Annotated in this window: 21 protein-coding genes; 8 read left to right on the forward strand and 13 right to left on the reverse strand. The window is 64.0% G+C overall.

Annotated elements, in window-relative coordinates:
* Window positions 1-262 precede the first annotated feature (262 nt).
* The 6 genes from I6F37_RS11725 to napE form a co-directional block, all read right to left on the reverse strand.
* A complete protein-coding gene (locus I6F37_RS11725; RefSeq protein ID WP_035998929.1) occupies window positions 263-1,378 on the reverse strand; it encodes an ATP-dependent RecD-like DNA helicase in 1,116 nt (371 codons plus the stop codon).
* 266 nt (window positions 1,379-1,644) lie between these two features.
* Window positions 1,645-2,298, reverse strand: coding sequence for a NapC/NirT family cytochrome c (locus tag I6F37_RS11730; protein WP_035998932.1), 654 nt, complete (start codon window positions 2,296-2,298; stop codon window positions 1,645-1,647).
* Window positions 2,295-2,765: a nitrate reductase cytochrome c-type subunit gene (locus I6F37_RS11735; RefSeq protein WP_035998936.1), complete on the reverse strand. Its 471-nt coding sequence runs from the start codon at window positions 2,763-2,765 to the stop codon at window positions 2,295-2,297. Before I6F37_RS11735 ends, I6F37_RS11730 begins: the two co-directional genes overlap by 4 nt.
* Window positions 2,762-5,275, reverse strand: coding sequence for a nitrate reductase catalytic subunit NapA (napA, locus tag I6F37_RS11740; protein WP_074447709.1), 2,514 nt, complete (start codon window positions 5,273-5,275; stop codon window positions 2,762-2,764). Before napA ends, I6F37_RS11735 begins: the two co-directional genes overlap by 4 nt.
* 16 nt (window positions 5,276-5,291) lie before the next feature.
* A complete protein-coding gene (locus I6F37_RS11745) occupies window positions 5,292-5,606 on the reverse strand; it encodes a chaperone NapD (RefSeq protein WP_035998976.1) in 315 nt (104 codons plus the stop codon).
* Window positions 5,607-5,632: 26 nt separating this feature from the next.
* Window positions 5,633-5,818, reverse strand: coding sequence for a periplasmic nitrate reductase, NapE protein (napE, locus tag I6F37_RS11750; protein ID WP_225139232.1), 186 nt, complete (start codon window positions 5,816-5,818; stop codon window positions 5,633-5,635).
* 230 nt (window positions 5,819-6,048) lie between these two features.
* Here napE and I6F37_RS11755 point away from each other — a divergent pair, with 230 nt between their 5' ends.
* From I6F37_RS11755 to I6F37_RS11775, 5 genes are all read left to right on the forward strand, one after another.
* The gene (locus tag I6F37_RS11755; RefSeq protein WP_225151273.1) at window positions 6,049-7,254 is read left to right on the forward strand and encodes an LLM class flavin-dependent oxidoreductase; all 1,206 of its coding nucleotides are present in this window, start codon (window positions 6,049-6,051) and stop codon (window positions 7,252-7,254) included.
* 255 nt (window positions 7,255-7,509) lie between these two features.
* Window positions 7,510-8,469 carry a DUF3618 domain-containing protein gene (locus I6F37_RS11760; RefSeq protein WP_035998945.1) on the forward strand — a complete coding sequence of 320 codons (960 nt, stop codon included), beginning with the start codon at window positions 7,510-7,512 and terminating at the stop codon, window positions 8,467-8,469.
* 11 nt (window positions 8,470-8,480) lie between these two features.
* Entirely contained in the window at window positions 8,481-9,158 is a 678-nt protein-coding gene (locus tag I6F37_RS11765) for a hypothetical protein (RefSeq protein WP_035998948.1), read from the forward strand.
* Window positions 9,155-9,571, forward strand: a complete 417-nt coding sequence (locus I6F37_RS11770; RefSeq protein WP_035998950.1) for a phage holin family protein — start codon at window positions 9,155-9,157, stop codon at window positions 9,569-9,571. The genes I6F37_RS11765 and I6F37_RS11770 overlap by 4 nt, the downstream gene beginning before the upstream one ends.
* Window positions 9,568-10,302, forward strand: a complete 735-nt coding sequence (locus I6F37_RS11775; RefSeq protein ID WP_225151275.1) for a hypothetical protein — start codon at window positions 9,568-9,570, stop codon at window positions 10,300-10,302. The genes I6F37_RS11770 and I6F37_RS11775 overlap by 4 nt, the downstream gene beginning before the upstream one ends.
* An 84-nt stretch (window positions 10,303-10,386) precedes the next feature.
* On the opposite strand, the gene I6F37_RS11780 is transcribed toward I6F37_RS11775, so the two are convergent.
* From I6F37_RS11780 to I6F37_RS11790, 3 genes are all read right to left on the reverse strand, one after another.
* Window positions 10,387-10,866 (reverse strand): DUF2269 domain-containing protein, encoded by a 480-nt coding sequence (locus I6F37_RS11780; RefSeq protein WP_035998956.1) that lies wholly within the window; start codon window positions 10,864-10,866, stop codon window positions 10,387-10,389.
* Entirely contained in the window at window positions 10,866-12,140 is a 1,275-nt protein-coding gene (locus I6F37_RS11785; RefSeq protein ID WP_225151277.1) for an SDR family oxidoreductase, read from the reverse strand. The genes I6F37_RS11780 and I6F37_RS11785 overlap by 1 nt, the downstream gene beginning before the upstream one ends.
* A 157-nt stretch (window positions 12,141-12,297) precedes the next feature.
* The gene (locus I6F37_RS11790; protein ID WP_035998963.1) at window positions 12,298-13,203 is read right to left on the reverse strand and encodes a LysR family transcriptional regulator; all 906 of its coding nucleotides are present in this window, start codon (window positions 13,201-13,203) and stop codon (window positions 12,298-12,300) included.
* A gap of 101 nt (window positions 13,204-13,304) precedes the next feature.
* On the opposite strand from I6F37_RS11790, the gene I6F37_RS11795 reads away from it, so the two are divergent.
* Together I6F37_RS11795 and I6F37_RS11800 are read left to right on the forward strand one after the other, a co-directional pair.
* Window positions 13,305-13,571: a hypothetical protein gene (locus I6F37_RS11795; protein ID WP_141697582.1), complete on the forward strand. Its 267-nt coding sequence runs from the start codon at window positions 13,305-13,307 to the stop codon at window positions 13,569-13,571.
* 195 nt (window positions 13,572-13,766) lie between these two features.
* Window positions 13,767-14,543, forward strand: coding sequence for a helix-turn-helix transcriptional regulator (locus tag I6F37_RS11800; protein ID WP_035998997.1), 777 nt, complete (start codon window positions 13,767-13,769; stop codon window positions 14,541-14,543).
* A gap of 327 nt (window positions 14,544-14,870) precedes the next feature.
* Here I6F37_RS11800 and I6F37_RS11805 read toward each other — a convergent pair whose 3' ends face one another.
* Together I6F37_RS11805 and I6F37_RS11810 are read right to left on the reverse strand one after the other, a co-directional pair.
* Window positions 14,871-15,773, reverse strand: a complete 903-nt coding sequence (locus I6F37_RS11805) for a tetratricopeptide repeat protein (protein WP_225137776.1) — start codon at window positions 15,771-15,773, stop codon at window positions 14,871-14,873.
* Between the two features lie 31 nt (window positions 15,774-15,804).
* Entirely contained in the window at window positions 15,805-16,128 is a 324-nt protein-coding gene (locus tag I6F37_RS11810) for a hypothetical protein (RefSeq protein ID WP_225151280.1), read from the reverse strand.
* Window positions 16,129-16,418: 290 nt separating this feature from the next.
* Between I6F37_RS11810 and I6F37_RS11815 the strand changes: the two genes are divergently transcribed.
* Entirely contained in the window at window positions 16,419-16,802 is a 384-nt protein-coding gene (locus I6F37_RS11815; RefSeq protein ID WP_225126226.1) for a hypothetical protein, read from the forward strand.
* Window positions 16,803-16,851: 49 nt separating this feature from the next.
* Here the strand turns inward: I6F37_RS11815 and I6F37_RS11820 are convergent, their stop codons facing one another.
* Window positions 16,852-17,055, reverse strand: a complete 204-nt coding sequence (locus I6F37_RS11820; protein ID WP_050995847.1) for a hypothetical protein — start codon at window positions 17,053-17,055, stop codon at window positions 16,852-16,854.
* A gap of 127 nt (window positions 17,056-17,182) precedes the next feature.
* Window positions 17,183-18,295, reverse strand: a complete 1,113-nt coding sequence (locus tag I6F37_RS11825; RefSeq protein WP_035999013.1) for a helix-turn-helix transcriptional regulator — start codon at window positions 18,293-18,295, stop codon at window positions 17,183-17,185.
* Window positions 18,296-18,811: the final 516 nt, after the last annotated feature.

Genomic DNA, 18,811 nt, shown 5'->3' on the forward strand with positions numbered 1-18,811 from the left:
GCATATCGCTGCCGCGCTTCCGGACTTGAGGAAGCTCCGGCGGCTCACTGCAACATCATCGAGCCGGCGATCGAGGTCATCAGGCTTTGTCGCGCGAGAGGTCATGCGTTCCACTCCGAGGCAGATCGCAAGCTGATACAGCACAAAGCCTAGCGGGCGGTGAACGCACCTCGTCGTGGCTGCTCATTGTGCGGGTCCGTGGCCCGGATGAGCGCAGCTACAAGCGGCGGATATCGCTACGCTCATCCGCGCTACGGCAGCTTCATACCACCACGCTCAGCCGTTTCGCGGCACGCGTGATGCCGGTATAGAGCCACCGCGCCCGCGAATCCTGGAACGCAAAGCTCTCGTCGAACAGCACGACGTCGTCCCATTGCGAGCCCTGCGATTTGTGCACGGTCAGGACATAGCCGTAGTCGAACTCGTCATAGGGCTTGCGCTGCTCCCAAGCGATCTGCTCGACGCCGCCCTCGAAGCAATCGGCGCGCACCGAGACCTTGGTCACCTTGTGGCCGAAATCCTCGTCCGGCGACAGCCGCATCGAGAGGATGCGCGACTTCGATCGCGAGGTGTTGCGCGACTTGACGCGCCACAGGCCGCCATTGAACAGGCCCTTCTTGCGGTTGTTGCGCAGGCACACCAGCTTGTCGCCGGCGACCGGGAACTGGTCCTCGATGTTCTGGCGCTGGCGCACCCGCATGTTGTAGGCGCGGCGCGTGTTGTTGCGGCCGACCAGGATCTGGTCGGCGCCCATGACGCGATCGGGATCGAGCTCCTTGCGCGAGACGACCTCGCTCTCGCCATAGCGGCCGATGTCGAGCTCGCGTCCCTCGCGCACGTCCATCGACATCCGCACGATCGGATCGTCCTGGGCCTGGCGATGCACCTCGGTCAGCATCGCGTCCGGCTCGGAATTGGTGAAGAAGCCGCCGCCCTGGATCGGCGGCAGCTGCGCGGGATCGCCGAGCACCAGCAGCGGGCAGTCGAACGACATCAGGTCGCGCCCCAATTCGGCATCGACCATCGAGCATTCGTCGATCACGATCAGCTTCGCCTTCGACGCCGGCGCATCGTCCCACAGCTCGAAGCTCGGCTGCTCCTCGCCGGATTCGCGGGCGCGGTAGATCAACGAATGAATGGTGGAGGCGCCGTCGCAGCCCTTGTTGCGCATGACGAGGGCCGCCTTGCCGGTGAAGGCGGCGAACTTCACCTCGCCGTCGACACCCTCGGCAATGTGCCGCGCCAGCGTGGTCTTGCCGGTGCCGGCAAAGCCGAACAGGCGGAACACCGGCGGCGTGCCGCCCCGTCCCGGCTTGGCCTTGAGCCAGTCGCCGACGGCCTTGAGCGCAGCATCCTGGTGCGGGGTGAAAGTGGCCATGTCTGTCTTGAGGGAGCGGCGAATGAGGCGATTCGCCTTCCCCCAAACTAACCATTCGCCCCGCTGGTTCAAGCGCGGGCCCGTCGCATTTGAAGTCCGTTCCCGGCCGCCATCCTTCGAGACGCCCGCCTTTGGCGGGCCCTCAGGATCAGGGCGGAGTGCGCGGCGGCATTTTTGGCGGGCAAGATGCCGTTGAGCCTCATCCTGAGGAGGCTGCGAAGCAGCCATCTCGAAGGACGAGGCGTTCGCTCAGGCGTCGCCAAACCCTACTGCCAGCCGGGAACGCCGCGCATGTCGGGCAGCTGGTGGGCGATGCCCTTGTGGCAGTCGATGCAGGTCTTTTCCTTGGTGAACAGGAAGCGCTGGTGCGCCACCGAGGCCCGCGGCGACTGCTTGGTGATGTCCATGGAATCGGCGCTGTGGCAGTTGCGGCATTCCAGCGAGTCGTTGGCCTTGAAGCGCGCCCATTCGTGCGCGGCGAGCTCGAGCCGGTGATCCTGGAATTTCTCGCGGGTGTCGATCGTGCCGAAGATCTTGCCCCAGACCTCCTTGGAGGCCTGCATCTTTCGCGCGATCTTGTCGGTCCAGTTGTGCGGCACGTGGCAGTCCGGGCAGGTCGCGCGCACGCCGGAGCGGTTGGTGAAGTGGACGGTCGACTTCAGCTCGGCGTAGACATTGTCCTTCATCTCGTGGCAGCCGGTGCAGAACTTCTCGGTGTTGGTGATCTCCAGCGCGGTGTTGAAGCCGCCCCAGAAGATCACTCCGGCGACGAAACCGGCCAGCACCAGGGTGCCGAGCGCGAACACCGAGCTCGGCCGGGTCAGCACCTGCCACAGCTCGAGCAGGAACGCCCGGCTGCGCGCGATGACGCCGCGCTTGGCATTCAGCTCCGCGTTGGGATCGTCGGCAGTCGTCGTCATCTGCGGCCACCCGGGCTTGCGCGTGACAGCAGCGTGTCGATGTCGGTGAAATCGTTGCTGACCGGAGGATTGGCGGTGTTCTGCGGCACGTGGCATTCGGTGCAGAAGAAGCGGCGCGGCGAGACCGAGGCCAGGAACTGGCCGTCGCGATCCATGAAGTGCGTGATCGACACCATCGGCGCCTGCGACTCCGCCGTGCGCGCCCGTGCATGGCAGGACAGGCATTTGTTGCCGTTGAGGTCGACCTGGTAGCCGTCGATATTATGCGGGATGACGGGCGGCTGCTCCGGATAGTTGCGCACCTCCTTCTCGGAGGTGTTGCGGTTCGGCAGCATCGGCGGCGCCGGGCCCTCGTCGTTGAGCGGGGTCGGGCCGCGCAGGCCGGAGGTCACCGTCTGCGCCGTCAGCGAGCTCGTGCCCGCTGCGATCGCGAAGGCGAGCAGGATGATTGCGGATCGTTTCATCATGACATGTTCACCCGCTCGATGCGCACGGCGCATTTCTTGAAGTCGGTCTGCAGCGAGATCGGATCGGTGGCGTCGAGCGTCACCTTGTTGATCAGCTTGGATTCGTCGAACCACGGCACGAAGACGAGGCCGCGCGGCGGCCGGTCGCGGCCGCGCGTCTCGACGCGGGCGCGGATGAAGCCGCGGCGGGAGACCACCTTCACCTCGTCGCCGCGGCGCAGCTTCGCCTCCTGCGCATCGTCCGGATGCATGAAGCAGACGGCTTCGGGAAAGGCCTTGAACAGCTCGGGGACGCGGCGCGTCATGGTGCCGGAATGCCAGTGCTCCAGCACGCGGCCGGTGGAGAGCCAGTAGGGATATTCGTTGTCGGGCGATTCCGCCGGCGGCTCGTAGGGCAGCGCGAAGATGCGGGCCTTGCCGTCGGCATGGCCGTAGAACTGCACGTTGGTGCCCTGCTTGACGTAGGGGTCGCTGCCTTCGCGGAAGCGCCACTTGGTCTCCTGGCCGTTGACGACGGGCCAGCGCAGGCCGCGCTCCCGGTGATAGGTGTCGAACGGCGCGAGGTCGTGGCCATGGCCGCGGCCGAACTGGGCATATTCCTCGAACAGGCCCTTGTGGACGTAGAAGCCGAACGCCTTGGATTCGTCGTTGGCATAGCCCGGCTCGATATCGGTGACCGGGAATTTGTCGACCTGGCCATTCTTGTAGAGCACGTCGAACAGGGTCTTGCCGCGATATTCCGGCTTCTTGGCGATCAGCTCCGCGGGCCAGACCTCCTCGATTCTAAAGCGCTTGGAGAACTCCATGAGTTGCCAGAGATCCGACTTCGAGTCGCCCGGCGCGGGGACGAGCTGGTGCCAGAACTGGGTGCGCCGCTCGGCATTGCCGTAGGCGCCTTCCTTCTCCACCCACATCGCGGTGGGCAGGATCAGATCGGCGGCGAGCGCCGTCACGGTTGGATAGGCGTCGGAGACCACGATGAAATTGTCGGGGTTGCGGAAGCCTGGATAGATCTCCTCGTTGACGTTGGGACCGGCCTGGAGGTTGTTGTTGACCTGCACCCAATAGGCGTTGATCAGGCCGTCCTTCAGCATCCGGCTTTGCAGCACGGCGTGCGCGCCCGGCTTGTCCGGAATGGTGCCTTCGGGCAGCTGCCAGATCTGCTCGGTGTGGTCGCGATGCTTCTTGTTGGTCACCACCATGTCCGCGGGCAGACGGTGCGAGAAGGTGCCGACCTCGCGCGCGGTGCCGCAGGCCGAGGGCTGGCCGGTCAGCGAGAACGGGCTGTTGCCGGGCGCGGAGATCTTTCCGGTCAAAAGGTGGATGTTGTAGACGAGGTTGTTGCACCAGACGCCGCGGGTGTGCTGGTTGAAGCCCATGGTCCAGAACGAGACCACTTTTGTCTTCGGGTCGGCATACAACTCGGCCAGCGCCTCGAGCCGGTTCAGCGGCACGCCCGACATTTGGGCGGCTTTCTCCAGCGTGTACTCCGACACGAACTTGGCGAATTCGTCATAGCTCATGTCGGTGGCGTCGTTGGGTTTCGCCGCGCCCGTCGCCTTCTTCTGCAGCGGATGCTCGGGCCGCAGGCCGTAGCCGATGTCGGTCTGGCCGCGCTTGAACACGGTATGTGCGGCAACGAAGTCCTTGTTGACGCGACCGGTCTTGATGATGTGGTTGGCGATGGCGTTGAGGATGTACAGGTCGGTGTGCGGCTTGAACACCATGCCGATGTCGGCGAGGTCGAACGAGCGGTGCTCGAAGGTGGAGAGCACGGCGACGCGGACATGCGGTGCGGACAGCCGGCGGTCGGCGATGCGTGTCCACAGGATCGGATGCATCTCCGCCATGTTGGAGCCCCACAGCACGAAGGCATCGGTGGCCTCGATGTCGTCGTAGCAGCCGGCCGGCTCGTCGATGCCGAAGGTGCGCATCATGCCGGCGACCGCCGAGGCCATGCAGTGCCGCGCATTGGGATCGATGTTGTTGGTGCGGAAGCCGGCCTTGAACAGCTTGACGGCGGCATAGCCTTCCCAGATCGTCCACTGGCCGGAGCCGAACATGGCGACGCCGTTGGGGCCGCGCTTCTTGATCGCTTCCTTCCACTTCAGCTCCATGATGTCGAAGGCTTCGGTCCAGGTGACGGGCGTGAACTCGCCGTTCTTGTCGTACTTGCCGCCCGTCTTGCGCAGCATCGGCTGCGTCAGCCGGTCATGGCCGTACATGATCTTGGAGAGGAAGTAGCCCTTGACGCAGTTGAGGCCGCGATTGACCTCGGCCTTGATGTCGCCATGGGTGGCGACGACGCGGTTGTCCTTGGTCGCGACCATCACCGAGCAGCCTGTGCCGCAGAAGCGGCAGGCGGCCTTGTCCCATTTCAATTCGCTCTCCTTCCGCTCGGCGGCGAGGTTGGCGGCGAGCGCCGGTGCCGGCAGGCCGGCGGCGGCCGCGGCGATCGCGGCGGCCTCGAGCTTGAGCATCTGGCGGCGGTCGAGCTTCGGCGATGTCATGATGGCTCTTCCTGACTCAGGCGGTTTCAATGGCGTGGAAGACGAGCGCTGCGGAATAGACGTTCGGCAGCGACTGGATGGTGTTGAGCATGGTGCCAAGGCTGCCGGCATCCGCCGCTTCAGCCACGACGACGAGCTTTCCGCGCGCGTCGCGGGCATGAATCTCGCAGCCGGGAAGCGCTGCGATCTCCGCTTCCAGTTCGGCAAGGCGCTCGGGCCGCGCCTGCACGATGATGCTGGCGATCTCGGCGCCCGGCGGCGCGATGACGCGGTCGGCGCTGAGCATCCGGCCGGTGATCAAGGCGCGGCGGTTGAGTGTGGCGTGAGCCATGATGCCTGTCTTTCGCTGGTTGCCGATCAATGCGGGGAGGGCGGCGGGCCGGGAGGGCCGGCGAACATCTGGTAGATCCAGACGCCAAGGCCGTAACTGCCGACGGTCCCGACCGCGAGCATGGGCATCACGATCGCGGTCAGGAACAGGAAGGCGAAAATCTCCATGCGCTTACGGCGCACGCGCGACGTCGTGTCGTCAGGGGCCGACATATTCGGTCTCTTGAAGCTGTGGGGAATCGTGACGGCATCCGGGCCGTCGCCTTGCTGCACTTTAGATACGTTCCACCCGACAGCGCGTTGATTTGGATCAATGTCGGTTGGCTGCCTCTCGCTGCGCCGGAGGATGGATCGTCTCCCACGTGGCGGAATTGCGCATCCGTAGACAGCGTCGCCTCGCGCATTAAGATGCCGTTAACAACAACAAGCGGGAGAGCGACGCCATGAAGTTCGGCATCTTCTACGAGCTGCAGCTGCCGCGGCCCTGGGCGGCCGGCGACGAACTCGCCCTTTATCAGAATGCGCTCTCGCAGATGGAGCTCGCCGACAAGCTCGGCTACGACCATGCCTGGGTGGTCGAGCATCACTTCCTCGAAGAATATTCGCACTCGCCCTCGCCGGAATCGTTCCTGGCTGCCGCAAGCCAGCGCACCAAGAACATCCGGCTCGGCCACGGCATCCTCCAGCTCACCACCAATCATCCGGCGCGGGTTGCCGAGCGCGTCGCAGTGCTGGATTTGCTCAGCAACGGCCGCTGCGAGTTCGGCATGGGCGAGAGCGCCTCGATCACCGAGCTGGAGCCGTTCGGCCGCGACATGGAGACCAAGAAGGAGGTGTTCGAGGAGGCGGTCGCAGCCATCTTCCCGATGTTTCGGGATGCCGGCTCAGAGCATCACGGCAAATATTTCGACATCCCCTTGCGCAATGTCGTGCCGAAGCCGGTGCAGAAGCCGCATCCGCCGCTGTGGATGGCGTGCTCGCAGCTGCCGACCATCGAACGTGCCGGCCGCCACGGTTTCGGCGCGCTCGGCTTCCAGTTCGTCAGCGCCGATGCCGCGCACGCCTGGGTGCACGCCTATTACAACGCGATCACCAAGCGGCTGCACAAGCTCGCGGACTACGAAATCAACCCGAACATGGCGCTGGTCTCGTTCTTCATGTGCGCCAAGACCGACGAGGAGGCGCGTGCCCGCGCCGACGGCGCCACCTTCTTCCAGTTCGCGCTGCGCTTCTACGGCGCCGCGCAGAACCGCCAGCGCCCCGCGCCCTACACCGTCAACATGTGGGACGAGTACAACAAGTGGAAGCGCGACAATCCGCAAGCCCAGGAGGCGGCGCTGCGTGGCGGCCTGATCGGCTCACCCGACACGATCCGCAAGAAGCTGAGGCGCTTCCAGTCCTCGCACATCGACCAGGTCATCCTGCTCAACCAGGCCGGCAAGAACAGCCACGAACATATCTGCGAATCGCTGGAGCTGTTCGGCAGCGAGGTGATGCCGGAGTTCCAAAACGATCCGGCGCAGGCGGCCTGGAAGCAGGGGGTGATGAGCGGCGAGATCGAGCTGGAAGAGATCGATACCGAGGCCTTCACCGATCGCTACGGCAAGCTGGCGATCAACGTGGCCCCCGCGAAGGCGGCGGCGGGGTAGCGTGTAAGCAACGACAGGTCCTGCTTCCTGGCGCTGAAGCCGGTGCGGTGAGCCGCGCAGGAGTGCGGCGTTTTGACCCGGAGCAGACCTTTCGAACTCTCTGCATCCAGCAATGGCTAGGCGGCCGAGGTCGCGCGCCGTTGCGCTGCTTCACGCATATCGTCGTCCCAGCAAGCGCCCAAGCGGCGCGAGGAACGATTCAACACAGCGTGAGTTCGACCTCAAATCCAAGAAACAAAGCAAGAGGGTAACGCGATGACACGATCCGTGGAGGAATTGAGACGGGAGTCCGAGCGTAGCCGCGCGGAGCTGGCGGCAACGGTCGGACGGTTGAAGGAGCAGATATCGGACACCGCCGAGGACATTCGCCACAAAGTCTCGCCGCAGCACATCAAATCCGAAGTCACCGAATACGTCAGCCACAAGACCCAGAGCTGGGTCGAAGGGCTCAAGCAACAGATCATGGACAATCCGATGGGCGCAGTGGCCGCCGGCGCCGCAGTGGGCGTTCCGTTGCTTCGGTTGGTGCGAGGTACGCCGTTGCCACTTCTCATGATCGGCGCAGGACTCGCTCTGACCTCGAAGACGGTGCGCGATCGTGCTGCAGACGTCACCGCCCCGGTCATGGACAAAGCCGGGCACATGCTTGAGGAGGTGGCCGAGAGCGCACGGGCGATGCAGGGTGACGCCAAGGAGACGCTATCCTCCGCGCAAAGCCGAACCGCTGGCATGGCTGATGACGCGCAGGAGAAGGCCGCCGGCATTGCCGCCGATCTGCGGGAGAGCGCGGCGCGTGCTGCCAGTTTTGCGAGTGAAAAGCTCAAGAGTGGCATGAATGCAACCAGGGATGCCGCCGCGAGCGCGCCTGACCAGGCCCGGCAGGCCATTGGCGACAATGCTGCGCTCATCGGCGGCCTGGGCATCGCGATCGGCGCCATCATTGCGGCTGCTCTTCCCGAGACCAAGGTCGAAGCTAAGGTTATGGGCCGGACGAGCGACGAGGTGAAGCAGGCTGCTGCCGCCGCGGCGCAATCCGGGTTCGAGGCCGCGAAAGACGCCACCACGTCGGCGGCCGATGCTGCGGTGCAAAGGGTCGCCGATGCTGATCTCGGCACCCATGCCAGCCGCATGACGCAGAACATGGCGGACACTCTGAAGGAGGCTGCGGACGACGTGGTCAAAGCTGCCTTTAGCCCCTCTCAAACCAACACCTGAAGGAAACCATCATGAGCGATTTGGACCCGCAGAACGTGAAGCAGTTCACAAAGAACCAGGACAAGGGCACCGCGAAGGACATGAAAGAGCAGATCGGCGATGCCGGAGCGGAGATGAAGCAGCGCGCCGGCGATGCGTTCCGGGCATCGGCCGACGTCGCGCGAGACAAGTTCGGCGAGGCCGCGGATTCAGCAAAGGGCGTCGCGGACGGAACCATGGACCAGATTCAGAGCCAGGCGCGCGAACAGCAGCGATCGGGCGCCGATTTCGTCGAGCGCCTCGCGGCCAACATCCGCGAGGCCGGACGGGCTTTCGAGAGCGACGTACCGTTCGCCGCACGCGGCATCGGTTCGGCGGCGGACTATGTCGAGGATGCCGCCCAGAAGATTCGGGACGGAAGCTTCCGAGATCTTGTCGCAGGCGCGACCGATTTCGCCAAACGTCAGCCGGCCGCCTTTCTTGGCATATCGGTGCTGGCTGGCTTCGCGGCCGTTCGCTTCCTGAAGGCATCGGGCGGACAGTCGTCATCCCAAGGGCAGCGCAACACCCCCGGCAGCACGTCGGGGAGCGGGCAAACGTCGGGCGGGAGACCGTTTTCGGCGGGAGAGCAAAACTGGAATCAGGAGTCCGGGACCCGTAACCCCCATACGCAACAATCCTCATCCTTCCAGGGCAGCACGTTACCATGAGCATCGAGCGCGATATCAAAACCAGCGAAAGCGAGTTCAGGGAAATCTCGACGCTGCTCGGCGAAGCCATGTCGCAGTTCGCCAAGCTGTTCCAGAACGAGATCGACCTGGCAAAGGCAGAACTTGGCGAGAAGCTCCAGAAGATCGGCGGCGCCGTCGGCTTGATCGTAGGCGGCGCCGTTCTGGTGATCCCGGCCATCGTCATGGCCTTATTCGCTCTATCCGCCGCATTGATCTCCGCAGGATGGTCGCAGCCGCTGTCATATCTGACATCGGCAGTCATCGCTGCGGCCGTCGCCGCCGCGCTGGTCGCCATGGGCATGAACCGGCTTGATATGCGTCAGCTGGCTCCCCGCGAAACGATCGGCCAGCTGGAAAAAGACAAGGACACCGTGAAGGGAATGGTGCGATGAGCAGCACAAGGACCCGCTTTATCGACAATCTGGTGGCAGCCGCCAGGGACAACCCGCTTGCCGCAGCCCTCATCGGAGGCGGCGCGCTTTGGCTGTTGGCCGGCGACCAGAGGCTGAAGACTGTGGCGCGTTCCGCTGCCGAGGCCGTCGAACCTGTTGCCGATATCGGGACGAGTGGTTTCAGGTCGGCAGCATCCGCGATCAAGCGGACCGCCGCGCCGCCGACCGCCCCCGAAATGGACAACGACGGCTCGCAAGGGGTCGGGGAGATCCTGCGTGGCGCGACCGCCGCCGCTTCCGATACTGTCTCGCAGGCCGCCGAGGGCGTCCGGGATCGTTTCGACGAGGGCGTCGCCTTCGCGCAGGAGCAATTCGGCAAGCTGGGCAATGCGCTTCCGAACAAGGACACCATGACGAGTGCGAAGTCGTCACTGGCGGACATGCTGGAGCGGCAACCGCTCGTGCTGGGGGTCGTGGGCATCGCAATTGGTGCGGCCGTGGCGGGCGCGTTCCGCGCCTCCGAGATCGAGAACCAGTATATCGGAGACGTCAGCGACGACGTGAAGGCCGACCTGAACCGGCGCGCCGGCGCGGTCTCGCAGGCCCTGCGCGAAGCCTCGGACACGGTTGTCTCGGAAATCAGCGATACCGGCGCCGAAATTGTGGACCGGGTCAAGCAGGCCGGGATGGACGCCGCGGCAGCTGCCCGCGCCGAGGTAAAGGCTCCGTAATGAGGCGAGGGAGAGCGGGGTGCGTTGGCCACGCGCCCCGCTCTGGTTGGGTGATCAGGCAGGTGGGTTGTCCTGAAGGCGAACCTAATCCCAGTATGGAATGGCCGGACGGGCGATCATCAGCCAGAAGATCATCAGCACCGCCGCGAACGCCGGAAAGCCGAAGGCGAACCACCACCAGAAGAGACGGTGATAGCGGGCGGGCAGCTTGCCGTTGCTCGCGACCGCTGCGACGGCGAGATCGCGCATCTGCATCTGCATCCACACCACCGGCAGCCAGAAGGCGCCGGTCACGAGATACAGTACAATCGACGCCGCCACCCAGCCGTCGCCGAGGGAATAGCCGCTCGACCAGGCGAGCCATGTCCCGGTGATCGGCTGCAGGATCACGGCACTCGCCGTGAACAGGAAGTCGGCCAGCACCACCGTCCGCGCGACGCCCGCGATCTCGCGCGGGTCGCCGCGCAGATGCGCCACCAGCATGAAGAAGGCGATGCCGGCCCCGGTGCCGAGCAGCACGGCAGCGCCGATGATGTGCGCCATCTTCACGAGGAAGTAGAGCATCAGCGATCCTCGCGGATGGCCATGGCGACCAGGTTGAGCATGATCACCGGCCAGATCTTCAGCATCGGTCCCAGCGGATCGGCCCACAGTCGCGGCACCAGGACGGTGCCGATCACGGCATAGGTGAGCGAGATGATCAGTGCGGCCCAGAGTCCGTAGCGGCTCAGAGGCCGCCAGAGAATGGCGATGCCGATGACGATGTCGGCGAGCGCGCCCGCGGTGACGACGAGCGCCGCGACGTTTCTTTGCAGCCCGCCTTCAAGCAGCAACGACATGCCGATATTCCAGCCCGCGCTCAGCGAGATGATGCCGGTGGCGATCCAGAACGCGCCGAAGACGCCAAAGATCAGCGGCTTGAGCGCATACAGCTGTGCAAACCAGCGTTCCTGCACCGACGCAGGCTCGCGTGCGAGCGCGACTTCGAGATCGCGCGGTGGAGTGCCGGTCAATCGACGCCAGGGCTCGGGATCGCCGGTCGCACCGCGGCGCATTTCCGCCTGTGCCGTCGTGTTGATGGGCGTTGGCCATCCCAGCATCTGCGCAACGTCGCCCGCACGATAGGCAATTGAAGCCGCCCAGCGCGGCAGCTGCAGGCGATAGGCCGGGCGCCAGCGCAGCCAGGCGCGAAACAGCGCGACCGCATCGCTGAAGGCGATCCGCCGCGGGCCGGCCAGATCGACCGCGACCCGTGAAGGCGCGCCGGGCTGCAGGAAGAACAGCACGGTCTCAACGACGTCGTCGAGATGCACCGGTTGAATCGCCGCCGTGTCCGGCATGACCGGCAGTACCGGCAGCGCCGCCAGCCCGCGCAGCAGCGCGCTGCCACCATAGGCGGGCCGGCCGACCACGACAGAAGGCCGCAGCACCACCCAATCGAGCTCCCGCGCCATCAAGGCGGCTTCGCCCTCGCGCTTGGTGCGGGAAAAATCGCTGAGCGCATCGACATTGCTGCCGATTGCCGAGAACAGGATGACCCTGCGGACTCCGGCGGTCTCGCAGGCCGCATAGAGTGCCGCGCTGCCGGCGACATGAACGCCTTGCATGTCCTGTCCCTGCAGCGCACCCGCTGCATTGATCACGGCATCGACGCCGGCGAGAAGGCCCTTCCATTTCGACACATCGGTGGTCCGGGCGACGTCGAGCGCGACGTGGCGAGGATCGTGCGCCGCCGCGGGATGGCGCGACACCAAGATGCAGTCATGTCCTTCGGCGGACAGCCTGGCGTGGATCGCCGATCCGATGAGTCCTGTAGCCCCGACGAGAAGGATGCGCATCGACTGATCCTTCGATGAGCGGCCTGGGCAACGCCCTGATCAAGCCTTGAAGATACGGACCAATAAAGCGGGGCTGCAATCGTTCCTCGCGGGGGAACTGATGGGTTTGGCTGCAGGCAGAGAACCGGACACCCCGCCCCGCGCAGCTCCCTTGAAGTCAATGGCGGATGATCGAAAGGGTACGGAGCGACGCAGCGGCGTGATCCGCGAATGCCCTCACAGCCGGTGCGGTGCGCCGGGAACCGGGAATCACGACTTGAACCGGTACGGCCGGCGGCTCATAGGCCGGAAGAAGACGCACGAGCTTGCCTGACGAAATCTCGGCTTCGACCTGATAGGATAAAAGTCGAGCGATGCCTTGGCCCGATGTCACGGCGGCAATGACCGTGTCGAGATCTGTCGTCATGAGGCGCGGCATCACGCGAACCGTGTGCAAGCGACCTCGATTTTGAAAACGCAGTTCGGTCGGCCCCGCAAATCCGGAAAAGAACACGACATCGTGCTTCGGTATGTCTCGCGGATGTCGAGGCTCAGGTTGCCTGCGCAAGTAGGAAGGGCTGGCCACCAGGACGCGACGGACCGACCCCACTGATCTGACGACGAGGCGCGAGTCGCGCGGCTGACCTATCCTGACCGCAACATCGATGCCTTCACCGATCAGGTCGAGCGACCTTTCGCCCATGACGAGCTCGATACGGATCGCCGGATGAGCGTCAAGGAAGCTCGATACGATCGGGGCGACATGACGGCGTCCGAAGATGGTGGGAGCGGCTATTCGCAGGATACCGTGCAGCGGAGCCCCCTCCGTCTCGACAAGCCTGCTCATGACGGTCGAGTAGCCGTTGACCAGCTCGCGGGCGCGCTCAGCAAAGTGGCGTCCGGCATCCGTCGGTGCAAGGCGGCGGGTTGTTCGCTCCACCAATCGTCTTCCGACCCTTTCCTCGAGGGCCGCAAGCGCGCGAGTGACCGCGGGAGGCGAACGCTTCAATCGCTTTGCTGCGCCTACCAGACTTCCAACCTCAACTATCGCGACGAATGTCGCAAGTTCATCGAGCCTGTCCATCGGATCATTCCCCGAAATGGAATTGTGACTTTCAGCATTAATTCTAGTGCAATTCAGGAGGTCGTAATAGCCTTCGAATGCGGTCGGCAGCGGAGGCGATCATGATCGCGGCAGCGCGAGAGGCCATAAAGGCTGATAACGCAGACGCAGTGCTCGCGTTTTTCAACGAGCATCAGTGCCCCGCCTTTGTTTCGCAACTCGTTTCGAAAGGTGCCCTCATGCCCGCAGCATTGGAATTTCTGTTGTGGTGTGTCGCGCTCGCAACGTGGCTGATGCTTCTTTGCGCGCTGGTCAGTGAGCGCTTGAAGCGGCTCTCAAAGCTTTTCAGTCATCTGCGCGAGATTGCTTTCAGGCACAGGGTGAAGTGACTCGGTGGGGCCATCGGATCAGCCTCATCTGAGAAAATCGCGACGATGCCGTCTCGAAGGGGGAGGCGCAGCGTGAGACCCGCCAATGGTGTCTGCAACAGCCGAGCGGCCCTGGGCGGCGGTGCTCGTGAGCGCTTCCGGTAAGATTCCGTTGCTGCTATCCTCTCGCAAAAGAGCGTCTTGCGGAGGAATACGGTGCGACCCAACGGGATAACCCTCGATCCGTCGGCCGGCGATGTCACGCCCGCGGTGCTCGCCATCGGCCGCTCCGATTTTCCCGATGTGCTCATCGACACGTTGCGCCGGCAGGCCGATGTCGGCCATTGCATGGTGTTCGCGTTGAGCCGGGCCGGCGCGGCAAGCTGCCTGCTCGATGCCGGCAACATCCCGATCGGCGGCGATCTCGGCGCCGCCTATGCCGGCCAGTTTCACGAAACGGATCCCAACCGCGATGCGCTGTTCGAAGGCGAGGGCGGCGCGCCGATCATGCTGCCTCGCTTCGCGCCGCGCATGTATGGTGCGCGCTACCGCAAGATCTTCTTCCAGGATTCCGGCATCGTCGACAAATGTGCGACCGCGATCTGGACCGGCGACACCTGCTTCTACGTCAACTTCTATCGGATCGCCGCGCAGGGCCGCTTCAGCGCCGTGCAACGCGAGCGGCTCGCGACAATCGCGCCGGCGATCGCAGCCAGCGTCGCGCGCCATTTCCAGGAGACGCCGACGTCCGATCTTGCGTCCCTGTTCGCGACGCGCAAGCCGCTCTCCGCGCTCACCCTGCGCGAGCAGGAGGTCTGCCGCCATATCCTCGCAGGCTTCAGCTCCGAGGCGATCTCGCAAGGACTCGGCATCAGCCTGCATTCGACCCTGACCTACCGCAAGCGCGCCTATGAGCGGCTGGGCATCTCCTCGCAGAACGAATTGTTTGCGATCGTGCTGCGCCTGCTGACGGGTCCGAGCGGCCTGAACTAGGGGCTCCAAGTCCGCGATGTCCGTATCCATCCAATTTTAGCATTTGATTGGATCTGTAGTTGAAGCATTCGGCCTATTATCCGCTGCGATTGCGGCGCGTAGGGCGGATCCGAGGATGAGAACATGCCAGACTGGCTTCTTGCACTTATCTGCTTGGTCGCCTTGCTGGGATTCATCGGCTATGCCTTTTACCAGGGCATGAGGGTCCCGCCGGATCGAAGCAATACGAACTTTGGACCCGGCCAGAATGACGGTTGGTCCGGCGGCTCTGACGGTCATTCCGGAAGTTAGCACACGTCGGCGCGGCCAACGTCCGGCGAACCCGAGCTAACCCGACGATCGCTTCTCGACAGCCGCCGCGATTTTCTCCAGGGCGGCGTTTGTGTGCCGCAAGTCGACCAGCTGCTGTTCGCACATCTCGATGATCGTTCGTCCAGACCGCCATCCGAACGCCCGTGCGCCCCCTCGGCAACAAAGCCAGATCAGCGCTGCCAGAAAGACGCCGGCAGCGAGCCAGGATAGCGCCTGCTTCCGGTCGACGTCCGCGAAGGCCTGGCGGAGGTCGCCCTTGCGTAGGTACGCAATCGCGCGGCTGCCGTAGGCGGCATAGTCGTGGGCATATTCGGGATCAACTGCGATCACCCGGTTGTAGTCGGCAATGGCACGGTCAAAATCGCCTTTGGCAAAATAGGCGTTGCCCCGGGCCATGAGAGCGAAGCTATTGTTCGCATTCAGCTGGATGGTGGCGGTATAGTCGGCAATGGCGCGGTCGTTGTCCCCTTTCCTTTGATAGGCGTAGCCGCGCTCGCCGTATCCGACCCGCTTTCCATGGTCTGACAGGCCGGCTTCGAATGCCTGGTCGACGTCGGCTATTGCCCGGTCGTGGTCGTGCCGTTGGTTGTAGATGTGCGACCGGTTGAGCAGTGAGCCGCCAGCTTTCGGGTTTACCCGGATCGCCGCGGTGAAATCTTCCAGGGCGCGGTCATCGCGATCGGCGAAGCTTGTCCATGGCCAGGAACAGCCACGCGCATGATACAAACTCGACAGGTCTTCGCCGTTGTAGTCTCCGCTCTGGATCGCGCGTGTGCAGGCAGCGATGATCTCGGCAGAGGCTTCCTTCGTCCGTTCCAAACAGACTTGTCGATCGTCGGCAGCCGCTGGCCGGCTGACGACGGCGGCTGCGAGTGCCAGAACAACCAGCAGGATGTGGGCGGCAATGCCCGAGCGCATGACTTCGTCCCCGCGATGCCCGGTGTTCGCGCTAACCAGGAGACGGCTTTTCCAGAGCGGTCGCGATCCTCTCCAGCAATGCATTGGTTCGCCTGTTTTCCGCGACCTGCTGCTCGTATAGATCGACCCAGCTCGCCCCGGATGATGAGCGCCGGATCGTGCGCGAGTACCATAGCCAGGCGCCCACCAGCACCAGGAACGGCAACCAGGACACGATCAGATTAAAGACCCAGGATGAACCACCGCTTCCGCCTGGTGTGTTGGCGAACGCAAAGAAAGCGACGAGAGCTCCGACGAGACTGACCCACAAGGCAATCAACAGAAGTCGAGATCGAAGCTTGGTCATTTCAGTCACGGCAGTTCCCTTTGGTCGGCTGACAAGGCCGATACTATCATGAGTTGATTTCTCCTCCATGCTCTCGCGCATGCGGTCGTTGCAACGTGGTTAGCCGTTTCTTTGCTGGACGCCTTGGCCATCATGACGCCCACCGTCACGAGGGCACACCGTGAAATTCGTTGCAATTGTCCGGATTGAGCCGGAAGCCGTCGTTGCCTTTCGCTCACGACGTTCGCGCGGGGTCCCTCAGCGGAAATTAACGTTGCGTCGCCAACATGCTCGACATGCATTCCAAACGGCGTCGTCAAGTGCCCTATCTGGTTCACACCAACAGAGAGCTCGGCCTGATGCTCCGGGGCACCAAGCCCCTCGCATATTTCATGGATATCGTCGGCCAGGAGCCGGACATCTGTATCCGGTATTGGCGCATGTTCGACCGGCATGTCGCTGAAGGCCGCCTGACGAAGCGCGAGCTGATCGAGCCATGTCCTGGGGCGCCGCAGCTCGAATATCGGATGCTGTTCTACACATTGCCCGGTCACGAGTGGCGGATTGACGCCATGCTTGCGCTGCTGAACGAGCCCGGAGCCTGGTCCGATGATCGAGAACGGCGCTTCGGCGAATTGCTCGGTTACGAGACCTGGCAGATCGACCATTGGCTGACGCATGGTCGCTCGCCGACCGACGCTTAGCTTGCTGTCCCGCACACTGGCAACCCTGCAGCGCTCGAGGAGCCCCTTGCTATGCGGAAAGTCGGGAACGATAGGGCGCGGTGAGCAGCAGCATGAACAGCGCTCTCTCGGCCTGGTACTTTGCTGCGGGTCGACTGGCTTCCCGGCCCTGCATCACCACCGCGCCTTGAATGGTGCAGACGCTCCAGCTCCATGTCCTGCGCCTGCGCTGCGCCAGGGTCACTTCGAAAATCGGAAATTCCGGTCCCGCCATCGCCGCCGCTTCTCGCCAGACATCCAATTTGGGCGGAGTTGAACCCGGAGCGCCGGCCTGTGTCTTCACCCATTTGGGTGAAGCGAAGCTTGTCCCTGCCGACGCACGCCACCGGACAAGTCCGGCGTCAATCTCTCAGCGGTAATTTGGGGATCGCGCCGAAGAGGGCGGCTGCGCTCTTCTGGTTCCGCGTTCCCGTCTTGGCGAGGACGGCCTTGACCTGCGTGCGGATGGTTTCGCGGCTGAGCCCGTGATGCGCGGCGATGTCGCCGATCGTCTGTCCTTGCGCAATTCCGCGCGCAACGCGCGCCTCGCTCGGGGTGAGATCGAACAGGCCACGAATGAGGGCAAGGCTCGGTGCCTGCGAGGCGGCGACCGGCGTTGCGATGAGGAGGCCAACCGCCCCATCGAAGAGATCGCGGGCTTCGCCAGGCATCGACACGAGATGAAGCACCACCCGATCGAGATCGCTGGCGCGACGCGCGGCGAAGGAGCACACGGCCTTGTCCGGCACATCGAGTTGGGTGAGGCCGGCGCGCAGCAGGGTGTCGGCCGCCCGGTCCTTGATCGCGATCCGGTCCTTCGGCAACCATTGCAGAAGGTCAGTCATGGCTTCGATCAAGGCGTTGGCGGTCAGAACCCGCCCGGAGCGCGTGATCGCGAGGGCCGGCAAGCCGACCAGCGACAGCGCCTCGGTTGCCGCCCGCATCCGGGTGAGGCGCCAGCGTGTCGACAGCAAAGCCGCCCGCGCGAGATGGGGGCGAAAGCGGTCGAGAAAATCGAGATCCTGCCGCGAAAAGGCGGGGCGGCCGGCCAGTCTTTCCATGTGGAAGACGATGATCTCACCGGACGGGCTGCGGACCGCCGTCGCGCAGGCGTGTTCGAAGCCCCACTTCTTGTTCCATTCCACCCGATAGGGATCGCGCTCCCATTCCTCCGGCGAAAATGCCTCGTGTTCGCCGACGAAGCCGGGGTGATCAAGCGCCAGGAGTCGCGGGGTCGTCTCCGTCCGGCTGGAGAGGTCGCCACGCAGGAACGCCGAGAAAGCCTCGCGGATCGACGGCGACGTCACGACACCATTCCAGACACCGGACCATTGATCGGAGTCCGAGGTGATCATGACCATGCCATGCGCGCCCGCGGCATGAGCGATGTTCTCCAGGACGTCCGGCCAGAGCTCCGGAACGGTCGCTGCCTCGTGGATGCGGTCCACGATCTGCTCGAAATCGATGCCCGTCATTGCTGCGCTGGACCCATCAGATTCGACCGATCTTTCAGACGCGCGGCGTGCATTTCTGCAGCAGCCTTCGTGCTTCGCCCGCCCAAGGCCCTTGATACCAATCCGCTTCGGCGGAACCAATTGCTACTATTTCCCAAGCCGGCCCGGATGGACGGCTAGCAGAAATCATGTCCATATATCAACTATTTGACAGGTCAGAGGTTGTCCCGGCGGCTTTCAAGGTCGGTCTGATCCCGTAAGCCGGGGGCAGCGCTGAATGGACCACGGTTCTCGGCGCATCAACCTATCGGCGTTCGCGGGTAGAGGAGGCGAGCATGATCCTCATATGGCTTGGAGTGCTCCTTGTTTTCGGCGGCGTACTCCAAATGGCGTTTCAGCCCATTTGGCGAGGTCGATTCAGTGGTGGGAAGTGGCTTCGCTCCGGACGTGACACGCTGGAGCCTGAAAGGCCCGGTAGCGGTTTCGGCGTCAAATCGAACTGGCCTGGACTTGTGATGGTCGCGCTTGGCGGCGCTT

The sequence above is a fragment of the Bradyrhizobium sp. NBAIM08 genome, assembly GCF_020193935.1.
In the GTDB taxonomy this organism is placed as follows: Bacteria; Pseudomonadota; Alphaproteobacteria; order Rhizobiales; family Xanthobacteraceae; genus Bradyrhizobium; species Bradyrhizobium yuanmingense.